Origin of the sequence: Desulfosarcina sp. BuS5 (assembly GCF_028752835.1) — a bacterium.
Lineage (GTDB): Bacteria > Desulfobacterota > Desulfobacteria > Desulfobacterales > BuS5 > BuS5.
The window spans coordinates 4008054-4029674 of record NZ_CP087952.1; the positions used below are offsets into that span (position 1 = coordinate 4008054).

General features: G+C 44.2%; 20 protein-coding genes. 13 read left to right on the plus strand and 7 right to left on the minus strand.

The genetic code is table 11. From position 1 onward, the window contains the following. Positions 1 to 1409: 1409 nt before the first annotated feature. The 4 genes from BuS5_RS19355 to BuS5_RS19370 all read left to right on the plus strand — a co-directional run bounded on the left by BuS5_RS19355 (position 1410) and on the right by BuS5_RS19370 (position 4676). Positions 1410 to 2264, plus strand: a complete 855-nt coding sequence (locus tag BuS5_RS19355; protein ID WP_027355184.1) for a restriction endonuclease — start codon at positions 1410 to 1412, stop codon at positions 2262 to 2264. Positions 2265 to 2619: 355 nt separating this feature from the next. After that, positions 2620 to 2925, plus strand: coding sequence for a hypothetical protein (locus BuS5_RS19360; RefSeq protein WP_274427902.1), 306 nt, complete (start codon positions 2620 to 2622; stop codon positions 2923 to 2925). 151 nt (positions 2926 to 3076) lie between these two features. Next, the gene (locus tag BuS5_RS19365; protein ID WP_274427903.1) at positions 3077 to 3421 is read left to right on the plus strand and encodes a hypothetical protein; all 345 of its coding nucleotides are present in this window, start codon (positions 3077 to 3079) and stop codon (positions 3419 to 3421) included. 874 nt (positions 3422 to 4295) lie between these two features. Continuing rightward, entirely contained in the window at positions 4296 to 4676 is a 381-nt protein-coding gene (locus tag BuS5_RS19370) for a DUF262 domain-containing protein (protein ID WP_274427904.1), read from the plus strand. 145 nt (positions 4677 to 4821) lie between these two features. Here BuS5_RS19370 and BuS5_RS19375 read toward each other — a convergent pair whose 3' ends face one another. After that, a complete protein-coding gene (locus BuS5_RS19375; RefSeq protein ID WP_338000297.1) occupies positions 4822 to 5604 on the minus strand; it encodes a reverse transcriptase domain-containing protein in 783 nt (260 codons plus the stop codon). Between the two features lie 154 nt (positions 5605 to 5758). After that, entirely contained in the window at positions 5759 to 7129 is a 1371-nt protein-coding gene (locus BuS5_RS19380) for a hypothetical protein (RefSeq protein WP_274427705.1), read from the minus strand. A gap of 405 nt (positions 7130 to 7534) precedes the next feature. Here BuS5_RS19380 and BuS5_RS19385 point away from each other — a divergent pair, with 405 nt between their 5' ends. Continuing rightward, positions 7535 to 7840 (plus strand): hypothetical protein, encoded by a 306-nt coding sequence (locus BuS5_RS19385; RefSeq protein WP_274427721.1) that lies wholly within the window; start codon positions 7535 to 7537, stop codon positions 7838 to 7840. Here BuS5_RS19385 and BuS5_RS19390 read toward each other — a convergent pair. The 5 genes from BuS5_RS19390 to BuS5_RS19410 form a co-directional block, all read right to left on the minus strand. Further along, the gene (locus tag BuS5_RS19390; RefSeq protein ID WP_274427905.1) at positions 7797 to 8510 is read right to left on the minus strand and encodes a reverse transcriptase domain-containing protein; all 714 of its coding nucleotides are present in this window, start codon (positions 8508 to 8510) and stop codon (positions 7797 to 7799) included. The genes BuS5_RS19385 and BuS5_RS19390 overlap by 44 nt on opposite strands. 1027 nt (positions 8511 to 9537) lie before the next feature. Beyond that, positions 9538 to 11097 carry an IS66 family transposase gene (gene tnpC, locus BuS5_RS19395; protein ID WP_274427632.1) on the minus strand — a complete coding sequence of 520 codons (1560 nt, stop codon included), beginning with the start codon at positions 11095 to 11097 and terminating at the stop codon, positions 9538 to 9540. Next, a complete protein-coding gene (locus BuS5_RS19400; RefSeq protein WP_274427862.1) occupies positions 11094 to 11966 on the minus strand; it encodes a DUF4338 domain-containing protein in 873 nt (290 codons plus the stop codon). The genes tnpC and BuS5_RS19400 overlap by 4 nt, the downstream gene beginning before the upstream one ends. Positions 11967 to 12019: 53 nt before the next feature. Continuing rightward, positions 12020 to 12382: an IS66 family insertion sequence element accessory protein TnpB gene (gene tnpB, locus BuS5_RS19405; protein ID WP_274427634.1), complete on the minus strand. Its 363-nt coding sequence runs from the start codon at positions 12380 to 12382 to the stop codon at positions 12020 to 12022. Next, positions 12379 to 12765 carry a hypothetical protein gene (locus tag BuS5_RS19410; protein ID WP_274427635.1) on the minus strand — a complete coding sequence of 129 codons (387 nt, stop codon included), beginning with the start codon at positions 12763 to 12765 and terminating at the stop codon, positions 12379 to 12381. Before BuS5_RS19410 ends, tnpB begins: the two co-directional genes overlap by 4 nt. Before the next feature lie 159 nt (positions 12766 to 12924). Here BuS5_RS19410 and BuS5_RS19415 point away from each other — a divergent pair, with 159 nt between their 5' ends. The 8 genes from BuS5_RS19415 (at position 12925) to BuS5_RS19450 (ending at position 21398) form a co-directional block, all read left to right on the plus strand. Continuing rightward, on the plus strand, positions 12925 to 14040 hold the full coding sequence (locus tag BuS5_RS19415) for an HNH endonuclease family protein (protein ID WP_027355167.1): 1116 nt from the start codon (positions 12925 to 12927) through the stop codon (positions 14038 to 14040). Positions 14041 to 14847: 807 nt separating this feature from the next. Further along, entirely contained in the window at positions 14848 to 16221 is a 1374-nt protein-coding gene (gene ltrA, locus BuS5_RS19420) for a group II intron reverse transcriptase/maturase (RefSeq protein WP_036019348.1), read from the plus strand. 532 nt (positions 16222 to 16753) lie between these two features. Then, complete coding sequence (locus BuS5_RS19425) at positions 16754 to 17071, plus strand: hypothetical protein (protein WP_157487473.1); 318 nt, start codon at positions 16754 to 16756, stop codon at positions 17069 to 17071. 20 nt (positions 17072 to 17091) lie between these two features. Next, entirely contained in the window at positions 17092 to 17850 is a 759-nt protein-coding gene (locus BuS5_RS19430) for a hypothetical protein (protein WP_027354945.1), read from the plus strand. Positions 17851 to 17863: 13 nt separating this feature from the next. Beyond that, a complete protein-coding gene (locus BuS5_RS19435) occupies positions 17864 to 18640 on the plus strand; it encodes a hypothetical protein (protein WP_274427906.1) in 777 nt (258 codons plus the stop codon). Positions 18641 to 18733: 93 nt separating this feature from the next. Next, positions 18734 to 19339 (plus strand): hypothetical protein, encoded by a 606-nt coding sequence (locus BuS5_RS19440; protein ID WP_051375156.1) that lies wholly within the window; start codon positions 18734 to 18736, stop codon positions 19337 to 19339. After that, entirely contained in the window at positions 19336 to 20202 is an 867-nt protein-coding gene (locus tag BuS5_RS19445; protein ID WP_027354947.1) for a hypothetical protein, read from the plus strand. The genes BuS5_RS19440 and BuS5_RS19445 overlap by 4 nt, the downstream gene beginning before the upstream one ends. 293 nt (positions 20203 to 20495) lie before the next feature. Continuing rightward, positions 20496 to 21398, plus strand: a complete 903-nt coding sequence (locus BuS5_RS19450) for a cation diffusion facilitator family transporter (protein WP_027354948.1) — start codon at positions 20496 to 20498, stop codon at positions 21396 to 21398. Positions 21399 to 21621 lie beyond the last annotated feature (223 nt).

Here is a 21621-nt window from a genome sequence, read left to right on the forward strand (position 1 = left end):
CTGCCCAGCCCCTCAGCTTAGCGTTCTGACTCTTGCGTTGCTGACAGGTGGTTTTGGGGAAGGGTTGCCGGAGTTCTTTTTTTTGCCTTTGATTTTTGTTTCTCTTTGGAGGTTGTGTATTTTTCTTTTTCTGGAAATTTCATTTCAAAGAAACTGAATCGTGTTCCAGGGTGGTTTGCAGTTTTGGAAATTAATTTGATTATGGGAAATTGTTTTCTTTAGGGTGGTTCGCAGTTCCGCATTTTTTATTGAAAATGCAGGTTCTCTCATAAAGGGTGGCTCTCCTATCGGATTTTGAATCAAGCTTTGAGCTTATTTCTCAATCCGAGGATGTGCTTGTTTTTTATCGTTTTTTGGGAAGCCTTGAGGTCAGAACAAAACGCTGGAGGGGACTGGGCAGGAGCTCGGCATTTTTGAAAGGCAATTTTTTAACGGGATTTTACAATTTAATCAAAGCTGTCGGATTATCCTGCCCAGCACCTCAGCTTAGCGATAAGTTGACCGTGAGCTCCGCTACGCTACGCACACGGTCAACTTATCGCCGGCTGTCGAGTTCCTCGAACGTCCTTGACAGGTTCCGCTCACGCTCCACCTATCAAGGGCGTTCGAGCCGACTGCGATTCTCGACACTGAATGAAAAAAAACCGCCTTTTTCATTCAGTGCCTGCGATTCTCGCGGCTCAACAGCCGGCGTTATACCATTACAACAAAAAATAATAACGAATGTTACCAAAACCACTTATATATTTTTTAATTTCGTTAGGTTCGATTTTCTTTTTCTGTTTTGGAGAATTTTTAGCTCAGAATAATCATTTACCTAAATGGTCTTGCTTTGCTAGTCTACTATCTTTGGGTTTGGTTTTATATAGTATGTTTACGAAATCAATTTTAAACTTTATAAAACAATATGTTCCTGATTTAGATATCGATAAAAGAACTGATTGGCTCAAAAATGTTCCTTTAGAGGTTATTCCAAATTGGATCATATACATGAACTTGTTGGCTTATTCAATAATAATCGCATCAATCATTTCAGGCATAAAGTATCTGATTTTTATAATACTTGATTTGGTATAACCAAAGGATGGAGCTGACCACAAAAGCCGAGCCGATTTAGATAAAATCAAAGACTTAGGGCGGCTTTTGTGTCAGCTCATCCTTGCCGATAAGTGGACCGTGAGCTCCGCTGCGCTACGCACACGGTCCACTTATCGCGGCTGTCGAGTTCCTCCAACGTCCTTGATAGGTTCCCGCTCACGCTCCACCTATCAAGGACGTTGGAGCCGACTGCGATTCTCAGCACTGGCTGAAAAAAAATTGCCTTTTTCAGCCAGTGCTTGCGATTCTCGCGGCTCAACAGCCGCGTTGGCTGGTCAAGAAAGAGCTTTGATTAAATAAAGGTGGTCTATATGAAGAAATATGAAGCGTTACCGATGCATGTCCAATTTTTCCTCCCTATTTTGCAAGCACTTCGCGAACTTGGCGGTTCTGCGACACCGTCGGAGCTGAAAGACAAGTTAATCGAAATAATGAAGATTACAGAGGACAAACTTGAGGAGAAACTGAAGAATGGCATGTATCGTATTGATAATCAAATCACTTGGAGCAAGATATATCTTGTTCGGTCGGGGTTGCTTGATGTCTCTGATCCAGATGTCTTGAGTTTAACAGAAGATGGCCTGTCCAAGGAGTTAAACGAGAAGGACGTACTCTTGATATTTAAAAAAATCCACAGAGGCTTTGTCACTAAGAAAGTGAAGGAGAAGACCGAAAAACATGTGGATTTAGAGGAAACCGCCGAAAAGCAACCTTACGCAGTCGAGCTATTAGAACTTCTGCGTTCTCTGCCACCTCAAGGGTTTGAAAGATTATGTCAACGCCTTCTTCGGTCCTCTGGATTCAAGAAAGTGATCGTCAGTGGCAGGTCTGGAGACGGAGGCATTGATGGTGAGGGTATTCTTGAAATCAATCCCCTGGTCAGTGTCAAAGTCATTTTCCAATGCAAACGTTACAAAGACGCCGTTTCCGTTTCTTATGTAAGGGATTTTCGCGGAGCTATGCAGGGGCGAGCAGAAAAAGGTATCTTTATCACAACTGGCAGGTTTACAAGCGAGGCTAAGGCAGAGGCTGTTAGGGAGGGAACTCCCCCTATTGAACTTGTCGATGGTGACAAACTTGTTGAGCTTTTCGAGCAACGCCAGCTTGGGTTAATGCGAAAGGTCACCTATGAAGTGGATAACTCATTTTTCGATGAATACCGCTGAAATCACCAGCCAACAATCGGCTGCAGGGGACGGCAAACAGCGCGGCGGTTTTTCAAAGTCAGTGCCCTGCAAAAAGTCTGGTTGTATTTTCAAGTTGGTTGCATCGCATGTTTGCCGCCCCTGAGCCGTAGCGATAAGTTGACCGTGAGCTCCGCTACGCTACGCACACGGTCAACTTATCGCCGGCTGTCGAGTTCCTCGAACGTCCTTGACAGGTTCCGCTCACGCTCCACCTATCAAGGGCGTTCGAGCCGACTGCGATTCTCGACACTGAATGAAAAAAAACCGCCTTTTTCATTCAGTGCCTGCGATTCTCGCGGCTCAACAGCCGGCGTTATAAGGAGAAAATAAAATAATGCAAGGATCTCAATGGGGAATCATCGGTGGCATATTGGGTGGAGTTTTGGGATGTATCGGTGGATTAGTTGGCACATATTTTAGTATAAAAAATACAAATGGACCAAAAGAGAAATCGTTCATGATCAAAGCATGTATTATTGGATGGAGTGGAATAATATTGTTTTTAGTTTTGATGTTTCTTCTACCCAGTCCATACAGGTTTTATTTATGGATTCCTTATGGGCCAATCTTAGCCATAGCAATTATTAAAGGCAATAGAATACAAGCTAAAATAAGACAAGAAGAAGCAAACAAAAAATAAACCTTATAACAAGGCAAATGCACTCGGACTGCCAAAAGCTGCGCCGCTCGTTCCTCGCTATGCAGCTTTTGGCAGCCGGTGATTTGCGACGTTAGCGCGGCCAAAGTAATCGGGAGTATACCTGTGAGGAGTAGACAATCGAGGAGAGCAAATGGGCGCAGACTACCTGGAACAAATTAGAAAAGAGATAGCGTACATCAAGCCATACGAGAACCAGGATTTTGAGTGGTACAACAAAGGAATGACGTTGCTGAGGAACGCAAAGCTAGAAGCAGCCGAGCTGAAGTTCAAAGAGTTGGTGATGTCGCAGCCTAAACACCATAATGGGTATCACGGTCTGGCGCTCACCTATCAGAAGATGGGACGCAAGGATGAATCCGTGTTTTTTATGGAGGAAGCGATTGCCAGAGCCAAGTCGTTCGTGGACGAAGGCACAATGGATCAGGAAGCTCTGGATTGGTTAGAGCAGGACCTTGGGCAGATCCAGCAGATGTAGGAGCGTCAATCAATTGGACGTGGCGGAGTCTGTAGCGATCAGTGAGTGCGACAAACGAAGCCGTTTGACAGTTTAGGAGGTATGCTTCGTCCCTGCCTGGGAGAGAGGGAAACTTGCAGTGGTTCGGGAGGGGTTTCGTGAGAGCCGCAAAAGACATCCTTCGCGGACTACGGATGCCTTTTGCTAGTCTCAGGCGGGGAGAGGTGGTAATCGACGCTCGGCGAAAGCTACTGATGGTAGAAGTGGTGAGTTGGAATGGGGAGTTAGCGTGCTCGCATGGTGAAAGCGCAAAAGCTATCCTTCGGGGCAGTCGAAGGAACACACGCGAATCAGACCGTCGGCGGGGCGAAGGTGAAACGCGAGCGAGGAGCGGATAACTTTTGCTTGTTTCGTGAGCGAAAGTATGTTGGTGAAGCAATCAGTTGAAGCGGGAAGCGGATTTGTCGACAGGTCGAGAGAACGTGGAGGGGAATGCGCCTTGGGAGCGGGTTCGTTGGGCAAAAGTAAAGGGCCGCGCTAACAACGCGTTGCAGCCGACTTGGCTAATCGGCGCGCTTTTCGAGTTTCCTCACCCGCATTGGGGTCGGTTTGCAGGCGGATGTGCTCGCGCCGAACCCGCCAAGCGGCTGAACGCAACCGATAAGTTGACCGTGAGCTCCGCTACGCTACGCACACGGTCAACTTATCGCCGGCTGTCGAGTTCCTCGAACGTCCTTGACAGGTTCCGCTCACGCTCCACCTATCAAGGGCGTTCGAGCCGACTGCGATTCTCGACACTGAATGAAAAAAAACCGCCTTTTTCATTTAGTGCCTGCGATTCTCGCGGCTCAACAGCCGGCGTTGTGTGTAAGAACAAAAATTAACGAGGTGTAAAATGTCTAATCAGCAATCCCTTAATCAATTTTTTACTAGAAAAATTCTTCATGTGCCCAAGTATCAGCGTAGTTATGCGTGGGAAAAACAAAATGTAAGAGAATTGTATGAAGACATACAAGAGGCCTATGAGACCAACTCTACACATTATATTGGGACAGTTGTTTTAGCGAGGACACGCGATAAAGATGTCTACAATATAGTTGATGGACAACAAAGAATCACGACAATAATAATGTTTATCAACGCAATAATAGAAAATCTTTCTGATGAGCGCGACAAGGAGTACTACAAAAGATTTTATATTAAATCAAAAGGCCAAAATAAGCTTACACCGCTTGAGAGAGATGCAAACTACTTTAACAGCCTACTTTCCAGGTAGGAGCATCGGTTACCCGACGCCCCCCCTACAGACCCGTACGTGAAGATTTCCCTCATACGGTTCCTCGGTTCAAATCCTTTTTACCGGATTATCAACCAAACAGGCGACACCCCGTTTGGCGTATAACTTTGCAGCCCTTACGGCATCAAATATTATGGACTATTCTGGGTAATGGCAGTGGGTATGTTGTGCGCAAGTCCTCGAACATTACTTCGCCCTTGTGACTTCTTCGGCTTAACCATCGACGCCATGCTTTCTCAGTATATTCAAACACAACTTCCAGCACTTTGTAGTTACTTATTACTCCAAAGTACTGGTAAAAACCTCGCAGTTTACTGCAAAGAATCTCATACTGCTCGGCCATTGGCTTATGACGGTTATCCTTGCACCATATCCATATTCTCTTCATAAAACGGCTTGAACGCTTTCTTGCCGTCTTTTTCTTTATTACCATGTACCCTTTTAATGATTTTGACCAGTAAAATGTAAACCCTAAAAAATCAAACGTCCCGTTTCCCTTTCCGCTAATGCGTTTGGAAAATCGAATCAGTTTTGTCTTTTCCGGGTGAAGTGACAGCTCGAACTGTTCGAACCGCCTGGGTAATACATCCATGACACGCAATGCGTCTTTTTCATACTCGAACCCGAGGATGAAATCATCCGCCCAGCGTATGATGGAGCATCTCCCTTTCATCCGGGGGATCACTTCTTTCACGTACCAGTCATCTAAAACATAATGAAGAAAGATATTACTGAGCACAGGGGAAATTACTCCTCCCTGTGGAGTGCCCGTTTCAGAGTACGTCAGGTTGCCTTCCTCCATTACGCCTGCATTCAACCACTTCCCTATCAGGCGAATCATTCCGCCGTCACTTACTCTCCGACGTATCATGTCTTTAAGTAACTCGTGATTAATATTGTCAAATATGGGGTGTCTAAATCCCCATAATTAGCTTGCTCAGGATTTGGCCCCCCCTTCAGAATATAAGTTATGTATGTCAATTTGCTCCATTTATAAACAAAGCATTAACATGTTGATAATACCCATTATTTATATTTGAATGTGGTCAAACAAATGCTTATTAAGCTGCGGCACGGTTATTATATTCAGCATTATTGGGCGCATAAGGTTGTTTTGTAAACTTATTTACGGGCCCACCTAATTGTTCAAAATTTGCTGTAATATCAGTTACATCTTTTGATTTTTCATCATTTTTTGGCACCGGTAGAAGAGTTAAACCACAGTCAAACTCAGTTGACAAACTATCTGTAAGGCTTCCGGGGGTTGGTAAAATTTTTCGGCGCTGCCGAGTTAAAGACAACAACTTATTTTCAACTTCCTGTTGTTCCTTTACTGTAACGCCCATTGCCATCCGAACGGATTCTCTATTCACAGATCCGCAAAAAGCCGGTAAACGAAGTGCAATTCGGTTTGCATCTTTTACTTCTCCTGTACCATGTGTTTTACCAAGTCCAAACAGGGATTCAATATTATCAGAACAAATAGGCATTCCAGTATTGCCCATGCCCAATGATTCAGCGACTATTAATTGTTTTTCCATCCAGGTAATAAAACCGATACGTACTTGAGAGCTTTGAGGGATATTTTTTAAAAGTTCTTTGCACTCTTTGTAGGTTTTCATATTCAAGCCTTGAGCTTTAAGAATTTCCTGGCTTTTTAAAAGAGGAGATGCATCACGAAGAAATCGCTTGATAAACTGTTTATATTCAGGAAGTTTACCAAGATAATTCCTAAGTTTTGAAACTACAGAGTCCTTTGAAACTCGCCCCCGTGGTGAGTGCTTAAGAACCATTTCAGCCCATTTCACCATTCGATGAATATTCATGAATCGAGCTTTTGTCGAAACCTTTGGGGGTGCAAAAAATGCAAGTACTGTTTGCTTAAATTTTTTTGAGGCTTGTCCGCAAGCAGAGATAAAACAGTCATACGAAGGATGTTTTGTATATTCTTTTTTTAATAGATTGGCAACAACATGAGAAATATCATCAATGGAGAAACTTGAAAATCCTCTTTCATTTAGGAGTCTGACACCTTTCATGAGGTCCATTCCTCCGTCTTTCAAATATGCAGCAGGTTTTCCGGTGATGAGAATCACCTTTTGTAAAAAATTTGCAATGGATTCTCCAGTCCATGATTTCGCCACTGAAATTGCTACACAATTGATGTTTTCAAGAGTTGGAGCACCTTCATGATTTTTAAAATGATCAGTTCTAAGCTCCAAAATAGCAAGAATTTTACCAGCTCCCAATGCTATTGAGGTATCTATCATCCAAATAGCACCATTTACAATCTTATCCATATCAAAAGAAACAGAAGAAAGCCCTTTATAGTTCCAGATTTTTGATAGTGAATATCTGGTGACCCAGTTAATGATCGTTTGAGGGCACGGTATTTTGGTTATCCCAAGGTATGCTTGTAAAATGCCAAACATTCTTGATATTGCTCTGAATCCAACGTGTCCGACCAAAAATAGGCGTAAAGAAATAAAAATCAATTCCTCCTTACTATTAACCGACAATGTGTTCTTTTTACGTTCTTGTTCTAATTCTTGTCTATTTTTCCGGAGTTCAGACTTGTATTTATTTCGTTCATTTTTAGTACGTTTCAGCTCAGCTTTCTGATACTTAATTATACGAGTACGATCAACTGCTTTGTCTTTCCAGGCAGTTCTACTTTTTTTAATTTTGAAACTTTACTCATAGCAATAACCATCTTTTTGGTTAAAATATTTGAATATATAGGGAATAATAATTTTTTTCAATCAGCAATTTTGAATTATTGACGGCATTTTGTTATGGTCTACGCAAATTTTACTGAAAATATTGAAGGTGCCTGAATGACATATGATAGATTGCAAGCAAAAATAATCCCTGGCAAACATTGTAGCTTTTGTGGAAACGATTCTGTTCCTTTAATAAAAACAAAATGTTGTGACCAATGGATTTGCTGTGACACTTCTTTTGCATCTATAAAAGGTGGAGATTATTGCCAATATCATCACGAGCACGAGGGTCTCTGCCATTTTCATTACAATAACAGCCATTCAGGGATATGGCAGGAGTGCAAAGAATGCCGGGATTTGGTTGGGGAAGATAATTTTAATGCTGCATTTCATGACCCCAACAATGTGCCAAGATATTAATCGCACTCATGATAGGGCCAAAAGTTGAGCAAAAAAAGTAGCCACAAAACTGAGTTTTTGGACACCCCATGTCAAATAGTCCTGTAATATCTGCGCTTACTATCCAGCTGATATTCTGCTTCAAGCATTGCTCACGTAAATCTTTGATTGCCATGTGTTGGCTCCGACCTTTTCTGAATGCATGGGAAAAATTGTAAAAATTCCTGTCAAATATGACATTCAATATGGCTGCTGCTGCTTTCTGGACAATTTTATCCTCAAGTACAGGTATGCCAATTGGACGCTTTTTCCCTCCTTCCTTGTCTATCCAGATACGCTTTACAGGAGACGCAACGTACTGTCCTCTCCGCAGTCGTTCATACAGATTATAGAGGTTTTGATCAAGATTTTCGGCATACTCCTTTGCCGTAACCTTGTCCACTCCTGCAGATTTGCTTTTCCGAATTTTACGAAAGGATTGTTTCAGTAAATCAAAGTCTATCCGATGGACTACTGATGTAAATACCAGTTCAGGATTACTTTGAGCAAGCAGCTCGATTTTGATAAGGGATGACCCACCTGTTAACACCGGTGGTTGTCCCCATTCTATCGGTCTGGAATTGCAAGCGACCGTTCTTGCAATTTCTCGGCTTTTTGTTGATATGGTTTGTGACATCTGTGTATCTCCCATAATTCCTGCCAAAAAAACGTTATACCCTGCTTCACCTTCCCTGCAGTGGGTCGCTTGGGCATCACTTCCCCACCTTTCCGATCAAGATAGTTCAATTCTTAATCATCGGTACTATGATCTGCTAAGACTTCCGAATGTTTATCTCAGGTTCGTTCGCTCTTCGCTATCCTCCCCTGATACCTTGTATCGCCCATCTTTTAATGTTTGTGTTTCTGCCAATGGCAGACTCGTTGCAAGGCGGGACATTCCTATGCAACGCCGGGATTTCGCTTGCGCTGGATTTCCTGTTACCGTTCTTTTTACCCAAGGAAACATCCGGGTCTCCCAAGTTCCCGAGCTACCCCTTTGAGTACATGCCCTGGTCTAAGACCCCGGTGGTGTCCTGAATACTTGCCTTAGCATATTCAGGACTGCTGCCTTCCGCTGTCTCCAAAGCGTCGGCTTTTTCCTGCAAGCAGGATTATCACAATGACCACAACCATACATTTTTCGGGGCTCAATACAGAGCCTGCAATCTTGCTCCGTCCAGCTCCAGACTCCCGTTACCGGGTTTACCTGTGGACTTCGCTACTGACCTGCTGGTTAGTCTTTAGTCAGGTGGGACTATCTTAACATCAATGCCAGAGCAAGCCCTGCAGAGATGAAGGAAACAAACCGTTTCCCGAGCACCCACTTGGTAACAATATCGAGTTTCAAAGACCTTGTGTCTTATCCCAACGATTCGGATTTATCTTGGCACGAGAAGGAGATTTGTCTGTTGAACCACACAGTAAAAGCCAAAGATTTATGCTTGATGTGTACACCGAGATATTAAATATTATAGATCAGTTAATAGAAAAGCCTCTTGAATTTCTTCGAGCTATAGAAGATCTCTACATCCTAGAATTCGTTGAGAATAACGGTGTCCTTTCGGCAAGCGTGCATAGCGCAAAAAAAAATTTGGCGTAGGTAAGCAGTCAGCGGTTAGGTGCCTGTTTTTTGCAGGCACCCGGCTGATCAATCAGGATGGAAATATTAAAAAGTGATTTTATGCTTCAGGATTGTCCGGTTCAATCAGTGCGGATTTATAATTCCACGGCATCCATTTATCTGGGGATTCTGACAACTCAGAGGCATGTTCCAGCAGTGCTGTCAGGTAATCAAAAGGATTGGTACCGGATAAATTACAGGTATGAATCAGACTCATGAACAGATCACCTACCATGGCACCATGCTCAGTTTTATAAAACAGAGCATTCTTGCGATGCAGAACGACCTTTTTCAAAGCCTGTTCGCAAATATTGTTGTCCAAAGGTACACCTGGTTCCCTGAGAAAAAGGGTCAACGCCTCCCAATGTTTGAGCATGTAGCCAATAGCCTGGCCCAGCCCGCTGTTGGGCTCCACCAAATGTTGGTCTATTTGTTTGTGAAACCAGGTGTTGAGCTTTTTCATCAGCGGACCGCTGTTGTCCTGATGAAACCGCAGCCGTTCTTCAGCTTCCATGTTCTGTTCTTTGGTAATCTTATCATTTTTATATACCTCTGCGAGGATTTCGAGTACATAACTGCACTCTTCCGGGAAGCTTTGCAGTACGTCAACAAACTGTCTTCGTCCATGTGTAAGACAATTTGCCAGCAGAGTTTCGAATTCTTTGGGAACATTTCTGGACAGAGCATCACACATCTGAATGGGTGGGCTCAGACCAATACGACGCTTAAGTAAATCCATCAAGTTTTCTCCGGCATGCTGACGGCCGGTAAAAAACAGTGCAATTTTATGATCATCGGTTTTTGACAGTATACCCGTGGTAAATATACCTTTACGTTCCGGGTTATTTTCTTTGTTTTCCTTCATCAGGGACAAAACCTTCATAGTGGTGTCATCATTATGAATGATATCGCCCTGAGCGCCCTGACGGATAAATTCCTGATAAATCGGAGTAAGTTCCATTGCCATTTGATCGACAATCTCGAACTGTGTCGATGCAGGCAATGGTATGCCAAGACTTTGCTGAAGATCTTTAAGTCTGTTAAATGGCATACCGGTACCATATTTCAAAAGAGCAATCATGGCCTTGGCTTTTGCATCATATTTGTCTTCACCCACATTTTCAGGTGTCGATGCGGTGAAAATTGCTCCACAGAGATTACAGCGTAAACGCTGCATTTCATAGACAGTTCCACTTAATGGAGCGTTTCCGGTGATGCGTATGATTCGCTGCGGCTCCTTTAATTCATATACCTTGCCCTTTAAACATTCAGGGCAGTTGTCTCCAGGTTTAAGAGTATCATGGAAGACTCTGACTTTTTTTGCCCCGGTATAATTTTTAGCAGGTTTGCGGCCATGACCTTTTTTAGCTTTAACAGAATTCTTCTTTTTTGGGTGAGCCTTTGTTTTTCCAGTTTTTTCGGTAGTTGCACCAAACAGCATGCGCAACAGCCGTCGTATGGAGGCGGCTTTATTGTCCACACACTGACTTAAAAGGTAGATAGTGTCAGCCATAGCCTTGATGAGTTCATAGTCCTCAGGTGGCAACAGTTCTTTAACACGCTTTAAAAGAGCATCTAACTGCTTGACGTCCAGGTCTATACGTTCCGGGGTCTTCACTGTGTGTCCCCCCGTAAAAGGCTGCGAAAATTTTTGGCTAATGGATATCCCCAAACAGCCTTTATAGATCGGTTCGGTTTAAATGTTTGATCATTTTTACCCCTGCCGGTGGTGTCTCCAAGATACTTCCAGTTCGCAGCCTTGTAACAGGTACCGGCAAAACGGGTTTTGTCCACAAAAGTTTCAAGGTACCAGATGGGATGATTGTAGATTTTACGCCAATCCAGGGCCAAGATTTTTATCATGTGACCAAGAAGATGGGAGGCCAGATGTGGTACGCGCACCCATGGTAGAATTAAAAATCGTGTATTATACGCCAAAAGGTGCAGATTTTTTTTACGCGTCTTCGCATCCCAGCCGATAAACCTGTCCCTGCAGCCTATATGCCTCGCTGCAGAAGACCAGGCAAAACATGCTATTGGCCGCCCATCAGTATAAACGATGTATTTCAGCTGTTCGCCCACTGAATGGCAGTAACCCAGATAATGGTAATACTCGATCAGGCTGTTGAACATTTTTTCATGCGGGCTTCTGCGTACCTGGCAAAATTCAAGCGGCCGTATTTTGGCTAATTTTGTTTCCAGTAAAGTTTGATTGATCTGAATTTTTTTAGGTTTTCTACGTTCTACAAATGGATTATGGGGATTACATTTTTTGTCCGGCAGACGTATGAATCCTGCACGGTGCAGTTCTAACATCATACCCCGACAGACCATATCACGCAATGCCCCATTGGCCTGGACCCAATTCCAGGCTATGCACAGTTTTCTGGAAAGCGCCCGGCGGCTGGCATCCGGATTTTGAGCAATAAGCTCCTTGATAAAAATAATATCTTTGTCAGTAACGACTCTGCCTCTATACGTAAACATGGGCATCAAATATCACATTTTTTACTGGAACGCAAGTCATTAAATATTTTTTTTTATTTTTTTACAGGAATTGGCCGCCACAATGGTGCAACATGAGCCTTTACAGGATTACCGTTCCAGATCAGAAGCTGCAGTTCATGAACGGCCAGAGGCCTGACCGCCTCACCGGATTTGTTTGGCCACCAGTTGAAACGTCCCTTAGACAGCCTTTTCTGACACATCCAGAATCCTTGGCCATCATACATAATGATCTTTATGGCAGTTGCCTTTTTATTACGAAAAATAAAAACATACCCTGAAAATGGATCGGAGCGCAGCACCTGCCGACAAACAGCATTTAGACCGTCGATACCTTTTCTGAAATCCACCGGGTCTATGGCCAGCAGGATACGCATTTGCGGAGTTATCTGAATCATGGCTGACTCCAAAACTGTTGGGTTATATTGATCAAGTCAGAACTGTCCGCAATTTGCATTGTCATCCTGGCACCGTTCTGATGTTGCATCTCGATAATGCCCTTGAAAGGCAAAGGGGCTTGGGCTACATCAAGTTCGATGAAAGATGCCGTCGGCACGGACGGATTTGGTGATATATTCTGGACGTAATGCTTTAGCTTGGTATGGTTGAGGCTCAAGGCTTTTGATATACGGTGCAGAGAATAGGCAGGGTATAACGAGGCAGCGGCTTCCCATAATGCTTCCGGAATGGCTTTACCTCTATCCCGGCTGTTACGCCATTGTTTAAATTTTTCCCGTACTTCATCCAGACTGTACTCGCCTGAAGGCTGCATAAGATTCATCGGTCATCCTCCTTATATAATATTACGTGATTTGAATGACCGATACTACCTTATTTGAATTTGTTTTTCATGCACGCTTGCCGAAAGGACACGAATAACGAGTCAGATGCCATACGTATATTTCAAACTGTAAACGATAGAGGAAAAGAACTATCCCGCATGGATAAAATGAAAAGTTTGATATTTTACTTTTCCAACAAATACCTTGAAGCAAAATATGATGACAAAATAAACAATATATTTGGTGAAATATTCGAACTATATGACGATATAAAATTAATTGGTGAAGAACAAGGTATAAACATAATTAGCTCGAAATTATTCACTGAAGATGACCTTTTGAGGCAACACCATATATGTTTTTCTGAGGACAGCTATGACCCAACAGCTCAACAGGTAATGGACAATGTAAAACTAGCGTTAGTAGATTACAGAAAGAATGGCACAACTGATGAACTTGATGAGTTCATAACAACATATATAGATAGTCTTTTAAATTATGTTAGAGCATTCAAGAAAATAATCTCAAGAACAACTGAAAATGAAAGATATTACAAAATATTTAGCATCCTTGGATTGTCTGCTGTTTACTATCCAGTAATAACTCAATTGGAAATATGTGGCTTTCTAGAGAAGAAGTTACCTTCAAAAGCTATTTCTGTTCTTGATATGATTGAAATAATTGATGTTCGTGTTTTTAAGATTAGAGATTATGCAGGGAAAAAGCATGTTGCAGAATTTGCATATAGCCTAAACCATGAAGAATGGACAATTGATGAAATAGAAGAACATTTGCTTTGGTTCAACTCTTTTGAAATTAGCAATGACAGATTCAAAGATTACTTGTCCGACTACGATTATTATAAGCAGACAGGACTACTGAGGCTTCTTTTTATTGATTATTGTGAAAGATTATCTAAAAGAAAATATACACTTAAAGAATTGAAAAAAATAATGGATAACGATCCAACTATTGAACATATTTTATCTCAGACACCTAAATTTAAGCCACGCAGTTTTGGCTTCAAGAACAATGAAGACTTCGATGAATATAAAAATTTAATTGGCAATTTATCCCTCTTGGAGAAAAAGATAAATAGCTCTATTAAAAATTCAGATTTATCAGACAAAGTTGCGGGATACAGCAAAAGCAAATTCAAGATGACACAACAATTAGCTACTCTGCTGTCACAGACTAAATCCTTCAAGAAGAAAGACCTTAAAGAGAGAAGCCAATTATTGGTTGAAGACTTCGCCACTAGGTGGTGGGCATAGATCACATATAACTTACTTGGGCTAATATTAACGATAACTCATAGTAATCACACAACAAATCAATTCTCGTGCCAAGATAAATCCGAATCGTTGGGATAAGACACAAGGTCTTTGAAACTCGATATTGTTACCAAGTGGGTGCTCGGGAAACGGTTTGTTTCCTTCATCTCTGCAGGGCTTGCTCTGGCATTGATGTTAAGATAGTCCCACCTGACTAAAGACTAACCAGCAGGTCAGTAGCGAAGTCCACAGGTAAACCCGGTAACGGGAGTCTGGAGCTGGACGGAGCAAGATTGCAGGCTCTGTATTGAGCCCCGAAAAATGTATGGTTGTGGTCATTGTGATAATCCTGCTTGCAGGAAAAAGCCGACGCTTTGGAGACAGCGGAAGGCAGCAGTCCTGAATATGCTAAGGCAAGTATTCAGGACACCACCGGGGTCTTAGACCAGGGCATGTACTCAAAGGGGTAGCTCGGGAACTTGGGAGACCCGGATGTTTCCTTGGGTAAAAAGAACGGTAACAGGAAATCCAGCGCAAGCGAAATCCCGGCGTTGCATAGGAATGTCCCGCCTTGCAACGAGTCTGCCATTGGCAGAAACACAAACATTAAAAGATGGGCGATACAAGGTATCAGGGGAGGATAGCGAAGAGCGAACGAACCTGAGATAAACATTCGGAAGTCTTAGCAGATCATAGTACCGATGATTAAGAATTGAACTATCTTGATCGGAAAGGTGGGGAAGTGATGCCCAAGCGACCCACTGCAGGGAAGGTGAAGCAGGGTATAACGTTTTTTTGGCAGGAATTATGGGAGATACACAGATGTCACAAACCATATCAACAAAAAGCCGAGAAATTGCAAGAACGGTCGCTTGCAATTCCAGACCGATAGAATGGGGACAACCACCGGTGTTAACAGGTGGGTCATCCCTTATCAAAATCGAGCTGCTTGCTCAAAGTAATCCTGAACTGGTATTTACATCAGTAGTCCATCGGATAGACTTTGATTTACTGAAACAATCCTTTCGTAAAATTCGGAAAAGCAAATCTGCAGGAGTGGACAAGGTTACGGCAAAGGAGTATGCCGAAAATCTTGATCAAAACCTCTATAATCTGTATGAACGACTGCGGAGAGGACAGTACGTTGCGTCTCCTGTAAAGCGTATCTGGATAGACAAGGAAGGAGGGAAAAAGCGTCCAATTGGCATACCTGTACTTGAGGATAAAATTGTCCAGAAAGCAGCAGCAGCCATATTGAATGTCATATTTGACAGGAATTTTTACAATTTTTCCCATGCATTCAGAAAAGGTCGGAGCCAACACATGGCAATCAAAGATTTACGTGAGCAATGCTTGAAGCAGAATATCAGCTGGATAGTAAGCGCAGATATTACAGGACTATTTGACAATATTAATCACGAGTTACTTAAAGACATGATACGTCGGAGAGTAAGTGACGGCGGAATGATTCGCCTGATAGGGAAGTGGTTGAATGCAGGCGTAATGGAGGAAGGCAACCTGACGTACTCTGAAACGGGCACTCCACAGGGAGGAGTAATTTCCCCTGTGCTCAGTAATATCTTTCTTCATTATGTTTTAGATGACTGGTACGTGAAAGAAGTGATCCCCCGGATGAAAGGGAGATGCTCCATCATACGCTGGGCGGATGATTTCATCCTCGGGTTCGAGTATGAAAAAGACGCATTGCGTGTCATGGATGTATTACCCAGGCGGTTCGAACAGTTCGAGCTGTCACTTCACCCGGAAAAGACAAAACTGATTCGATTTTCCAAACGCATTAGCGGAAAGGGAAACGGGACGTTTGATTTTTTAGGGTTTACATTTTACTGGTCAAAATCATTAAAAGGGTACATGGTAATAAAGAAAAAGACGGCAAGAAAGCGTTCAAGCCGTTTTATGAAGAGAATATGGATATGGTGCAAGGATAACCGTCATAAGCCAATGGCCGAGCAGTATGAGATTCTTTGCAGTAAACTGCGAGGTTTTTACCAGTACTTTGGAGTAATAAGTAACTACAAAGTGCTGGAAGTTGTGTTTGAATATACTGAGAAAGCATGGCGTCGATGGTTAAGCCGAAGAAGTCACAAGGGCGAAGTAATGTTCGAGGACTTGCGCACAACATACCCACTGCCATTACCCAGAATAGTCCATAATATTTGATGCCGTAAGGGCTGCAAAGTTATACGCCAAACGGGGTGTCGCCTGTTTGGTTGATAATCCGGTAAAAAGGATTTGAACCGAGGAACCGTATGAGGGAAATCTTCACGTACGGGTTTGTAGGGGGGGCGTCGGGTAACCGATGCTCCTACCTGGAACTTGACCCGCGAGCACGCCCGTTTTCATGAGGTTGTTCAAGCCTTATGCTCCGCATGTAGTTGGTTGCCAAATCAGGGGCGGGCAAGTGATCTCGGTCGATAAGTTGACCGTGAGCTCCGCTACGCTACTCACACGGTCAACTTATCGCCGGCTGTCGAGTTCCTCCAACGTCCTTGATAGGTTCCCGCTCACGCTCCACCTATCAAGGACGTTGGAGCCGACTGCGATTCTCAGCACTGGCTGAAAAAAAATTGCCTTTTTCAGCCAGTGCCTGCGATTCTCGCGGCTCAACAGCCGGCGTTATGCCAAACAATAATAACGAGTGAATAATTTACAAGGTTGTATTTTCATGGATCATACGTCAAAGAGGAATAAATTGACCATTAATAGATTCTCTTTTTCTGGTTTGTTAGGCAAAGAAGTAATTGAAATAATTATTGCTGTTGGTATGTTTTTTCTTGGACCAATTTTGCTTTGTTATCGCTTTTCAGACTGGGTGTGGATATCGATGATAGGCTTAGGATATCTATTGTTTATTGACGCTATATTGGGCTTAATAGGCGGTGAAAATAAATTAAGCATTTTTAAAAGCAAAAGAAAATTCATTTGTTTTATTTTTTGTAGCCTTGCCGTTGCAGCATTGCTGACAATACAATACGTTATTGTTTTGTTAGTTCTGTTTCCACCAATTTAGGTTCATAAGGAGACTTTTCTATGTCTAATACTGATATAATTGGTTGGAGTTCAGTCGCCCTTTTTACAATTGCTTTTTATCTACTCTACCGCTTTATAACCTCTCCTCCCAAAGTACTTGATAAACTTCTAAAGGACGGATCTGTGGCGGACTTGCAAAAGGTTAAAAAGAGTTCCCAAGAAAGAAAATACATTGAATCGTTTCTAAACCCATCCAAAATGAGCAAGAGGACAAAGACGAAACTGGGGGCAGTCTATAAAATAAAGCGTTTTCAAGGATATCTTTGCGAAGCGGTGGATATCCAGAAATACCGTGCTTCAGGAGGGAAAAGAAAAGCACGTCATGATCATAAATTAAAGTTTGTCATCATGGAGGGGACAGGGTTGCCGGACAGTTTTACGATAAGAGTTCGTCCTGATATGAATGCAACCTTTAAATTTGCCATATCCATGTCTAAGATGATGGGCATTAACCTCGATGAGTATGATCAGGGGCTTTCTGAAGAGTTTAAGAAGAAATACATTGTAAACACAGGAAGCAGGGAATCGGGAGACATACTGGTTCCCAGGCACTTGCAGGACCTATTGGTTCAATACAGTGCATCATCACATTCAGAAATTGTGAACTTTCTTAAAAACAGTTCCGGAATGGTTTTTACTCCAGACGGAATAATTATCAATTTGTCAGAAACCAATTACCCCAAGGATGCCAAGCAGGTAATGGCTATAATTGAGTTTGGCGAATCATTAATGAAATGTTTGATTCAGAGGGATGTCTGACTTGAAAAAGATATTGATTAAAATATTTTTGATTCCGGCCTCGATATTCCTGGTTTTGTTCATTTTAACCAATCGTGGTTATATAGGCTATTTAATACATCCATTGCCTTTTGACGGACCGTACAGCGGAACGGTTTTGGATGCATCTACAGGAAAACCGATAGCAGGTGCCAAAATTGTTGCAATATGGGCTTGCTGGGATTTCCCCTATCCTCATATTGGAGATTACGTTGTTTATGCTCACGCTATTTCAGATGAAAAAGGACATTATGAAATCAAAAGGCCAAGACGCAGAGGCGGATGGTTTGGGGGGTCCTTTTCATTGGATGTCTATGCCGAAGGATACCTTTCTGCAGGATATTATATAGCGGCCAAAAATTCATCCAAGCCTCAACCATATCCATTCTCGACTACTACTCCACTGTCAAAGTTTCCTGCGATTCTCGATGTCCAGTTGAAACCTGCCTTGCCTGTTTTGTTGAGGATTTTAAAATCCCAAAAAACAACTTATAGACTTCGGGCTGCTAAATGGATGGTTGGCCTCGGATATATAAATTCTGATGTTGTAAATGTGTTGATAGCATCACTTGAAAATAATAGAGAGAGCAATAAAGATAAGTGGATTCAGGCATCTACGGTAAGAACTTTATCGCAGATCGGTCATGATGCCCGCTCTGCCCTGCCGGTGCTTGAGAATATGTTACGGGAAGAGAAAACAGATAAATATTTGCGGCTTGAAATTGAAAAAGCTATAAAGAAAATCGATTCTGATCCAGAGAACAATAATTGAAGATACATAACAAGCGGGTGCACTTGACCGCCATTTCGCTGCGCTCATGTCGGCAAGTGACCCATGTGTTAGCAGCGGAAGGACATGCAACCCATGAAGCTCTATTCCTACATCGTGACACACGACACCGGGTTCTCGCCCAATCCGTTCTGGGGTTGCTGTACGCTTGCCGACTGTAAGCCCGCAATCCGACGGACGGCTGAAGTGGGAGAATGGATCGTCGGGCTCAGCCCAAAGGCCAGAGGGAATCGGGTAGTCTTCGCCATGGAGGTCGATGAGATTCTCGACTACGCGAGTTACTTCCGCGACCGACGTTTTTCCGACAAGATACCTGACTACACCCGAGCCGAAGTGGTTTGGAAGGCGGGGGACAACATCTACAAGCCACTACCGGATGGCGATTTCCAGCAGTTACGCTCCATGCACTCGCACGGAGACGAAGAGAACCCCAAGACGAAGGCTCATGATTTGGGTGGGGTGAATGTTCTCGTAGCGAGGAGGTTTCACTACTTCGGGGCTTCCGGGCCGGAGTTGCCGCCGTACTTGGAAGAACTAAAGGTGGGGCGGGCGCACAAGAACCGGTTCTCCAGAGAGACCATTGACGACTTCCTGGAGTTCATCTCATCGTTTCCTCAGGGGGTCAGCGCACCACCGACGAAATGGCCGAGCAGTGACATGTCATGGAGGCAGAAGGCATGAAGCTGATTCTCAGCAGAAAGGGATTCGACTCAGCTTCAGGTGGGGTGCCAAGCCCGATCTTCCCGGATGGCCGGATGCTTTCCTTGCCCATTCCAGACAAGAAATCGGTTGTCACCTACGGGGAGATACAGTACGAGGGCGGCTCGATTGGCCCGCTTGTTGAGGAACTCACTCGAGGGCGCGTTCCCTCGAAGTACCGTGCCCATATCGATCCAGACATCGTTCGGGACAGCCTTTCCCGAAAACAAGGATGGCGACCAATCTTCGGGCAGACCGGCCAAGCACAAGGTCACCTTCGGAAGTGCGAAGTGGGAGTTGGCGATCTCTTTCTCTTTTTCGGTCTTTTTCGTGGCGTAGAGAGCAGCAACGGGATCCATCACTGGGCCGCCAATAGCCGGCCACGTCATGTCCTGTGGGGGTGGCTCCAAATCGCCGAGACTCTGCCGCTCGGCGTGGCGACGCCTACTGAGTGCCGTTGGGCGGAGTACCATCCACACTTCCATCGTGGAAGCGACCGGAACAATATGGTCTACGTGGCGCGGCGCCACCTCGCAACCGACCTCGCGGCGGAAGGCGATTTGCCGGGTGCGGGGGTATTTCCACAGTTCTCGCGTGAGCTGCAATTGACTGCGCCCAACACGGACAACACCAGCACCTGGGAACTCCCGGGATGGTTCCATCCCGGGGAGGGGCGAACGCCCCTGACGTACCATTCCGACCCTGGCCGATGGGGGAGAGTCGGCTCACGTTCAAAGCTGAGGGCGGTGGCACGAGGACAGGAATTCGTGCTCGACTGTGATGAATACCCGGAAGCAATCGACTGGGCTTCGGACCTGATTCTGGAGCACGGAAGGAAATGCTAACAAATGGGTGCTGCTGACGCCGCACCGCCGCCGCTTCGCTCTGGCGGTCCGGCGCAGCAGACCCTGTCGATAAGTTGACCGTGAGCTCCGCTACGCTACGCACACGGTCAACTTATCGCCGGCTGTCGAGTTCCTCGAACGTCCTTGACAGGTTCCGCTCACGCTCCACCTATCAAGGGCGTTCGAGCCGACTGCGATTCTCGACACTGAATGAAAAAAAACCGCCTTTTTCATTCAGTGCCTGCGATTCTCGCGGCTCAACAGCCGGCGTTAGCCCTACACCAGAAAATGATATGAGTCACGATCACAGTCATGAGATAGGTAATTACAATCGCTCCTTTGCTATTGGCGTTATACTCAATATCGTCTTCGTTGCGATTGAAGCCGGCTATGGAGTATTTGCTGACTCACTTGCACTGATAGCAGACGCAGGACATAACTTAAGTGATGTGGTCAGCTTATTGCTTGCCTGGGGGGCAAGCGTACTCGCTACAAAAGCTGCAACAGAAAAGAGAACGTATGGCCTCCGAAAGGTTACCGTCATGGCTTCTATGGTCAGCGCAATACTTTTACTTGTTGCACTTGGAGGTATTACTTGGAAAGCCGTCGGGCGCTTTTCCAGCCCACAGCCCGTTAAAGGTATGACTGTTATTATCGTGGCGGGAATAGGCGTCGTGATCAACACTTTGACTGCGTTACTTTTTTTCAAAGGTCAAAAGCATGATTTAAATATTCGAGGGGCTTTCCTTCATATGGCTGCTGATGCCGGGGTATCCTTGGGCGTGGTTATAGCTGGCATATTCGTTCTAGCCAAAGGCTGGCTTTGGATTGATCCTGTTGTTAGCCTTGTGATTGTCGCTGTTACCTTTATCGGGACATGGGGGTTACTACGTGATTCCATCAACTACTCTATCGATGCTGTGCCAAAGAGTATAGACATTGCCGGAATCAGGCAATACTTGAACAGCTTCGAACATGTCTGCCGCATTCACGATTTGCATGTCTGGCCTTTGAGCACGACCGAAATTGCCCTGACTGTTCATATAGTGGTTAACAGCGAATCGTTAGACAATAATTTCCTACAAAGACTCCAGCAGCACCTTCACGATCATTTTAGAATAGAGCATTCGACAATTCAGGTTGAGACATCCGAGCAGGGTAATAACTGCATGCTGGATAGGAATAACTGTGTATAAGATGGGCTAACAATCGCATGCACTCGGGCAGCAAAAAGCGTCGCTCGTTCCTCGCTTTGCTTTTTGCCGCCGGTGATGCGCGCCGTTCTCGGCGGCTGCGCCGCCGAGAATCGCGGTGCTGACTTCGTCAAGTACCTTGCTCCGGCGCTCCGCGCCAGAACAAGGTACTTGACCGGCCCCCGGTGCCGGTCAGCACCGCGATTAGCTGTAAAAATGGAGTTGT

What these genes read in the sequence shown, in the direction of transcription:
- tnpB (WP_274427634.1), bottom strand. Translation starts at nt 12,382, where the DNA reads ATGATTCAGATAACTCCGCAAATGCGTATCCTGCTGGCCATAGACCCG.
- BuS5_RS19360 (WP_274427902.1), top strand. Translation starts at nt 2,620, where the DNA reads ATGCAAGGATCTCAATGGGGAATCATCGGTGGCATATTGGGTGGAGTT.
- ltrA (WP_036019348.1), top strand. Translation starts at nt 14,848, where the DNA reads ATGGGAGATACACAGATGTCACAAACCATATCAACAAAAAGCCGAGAA.
- BuS5_RS19380 (WP_274427705.1), bottom strand. Translation starts at nt 7,129, where the DNA reads ATGTTTGGCATTTTACAAGCATACCTTGGGATAACCAAAATACCGTGC.
- BuS5_RS19400 (WP_274427862.1), bottom strand. Translation starts at nt 11,966, where the DNA reads ATGTTTACGTATAGAGGCAGAGTCGTTACTGACAAAGATATTATTTTT.
- BuS5_RS19415 (WP_027355167.1), top strand. Translation starts at nt 12,925, where the DNA reads ATGGATAAAATGAAAAGTTTGATATTTTACTTTTCCAACAAATACCTT.
- BuS5_RS19445 (WP_027354947.1), top strand. Translation starts at nt 19,336, where the DNA reads ATGAAGCTGATTCTCAGCAGAAAGGGATTCGACTCAGCTTCAGGTGGG.
- BuS5_RS19370 (WP_274427904.1), top strand. Translation starts at nt 4,296, where the DNA reads ATGTCTAATCAGCAATCCCTTAATCAATTTTTTACTAGAAAAATTCTT.
- BuS5_RS19440 (WP_051375156.1), top strand. Translation starts at nt 18,734, where the DNA reads ATGAAGCTCTATTCCTACATCGTGACACACGACACCGGGTTCTCGCCC.
- BuS5_RS19410 (WP_274427635.1), bottom strand. Translation starts at nt 12,765, where the DNA reads ATGAATCTTATGCAGCCTTCAGGCGAGTACAGTCTGGATGAAGTACGG.
- BuS5_RS19385 (WP_274427721.1), top strand. Translation starts at nt 7,535, where the DNA reads ATGACATATGATAGATTGCAAGCAAAAATAATCCCTGGCAAACATTGT.
- BuS5_RS19450 (WP_027354948.1), top strand. Translation starts at nt 20,496, where the DNA reads ATGAGTCACGATCACAGTCATGAGATAGGTAATTACAATCGCTCCTTT.
- BuS5_RS19355 (WP_027355184.1), top strand. Translation starts at nt 1,410, where the DNA reads ATGAAGAAATATGAAGCGTTACCGATGCATGTCCAATTTTTCCTCCCT.
- BuS5_RS19390 (WP_274427905.1), bottom strand. Translation starts at nt 8,510, where the DNA reads ATGGGAGATACACAGATGTCACAAACCATATCAACAAAAAGCCGAGAA.
- BuS5_RS19365 (WP_274427903.1), top strand. Translation starts at nt 3,077, where the DNA reads ATGGGCGCAGACTACCTGGAACAAATTAGAAAAGAGATAGCGTACATC.
- BuS5_RS19430 (WP_027354945.1), top strand. Translation starts at nt 17,092, where the DNA reads ATGTCTAATACTGATATAATTGGTTGGAGTTCAGTCGCCCTTTTTACA.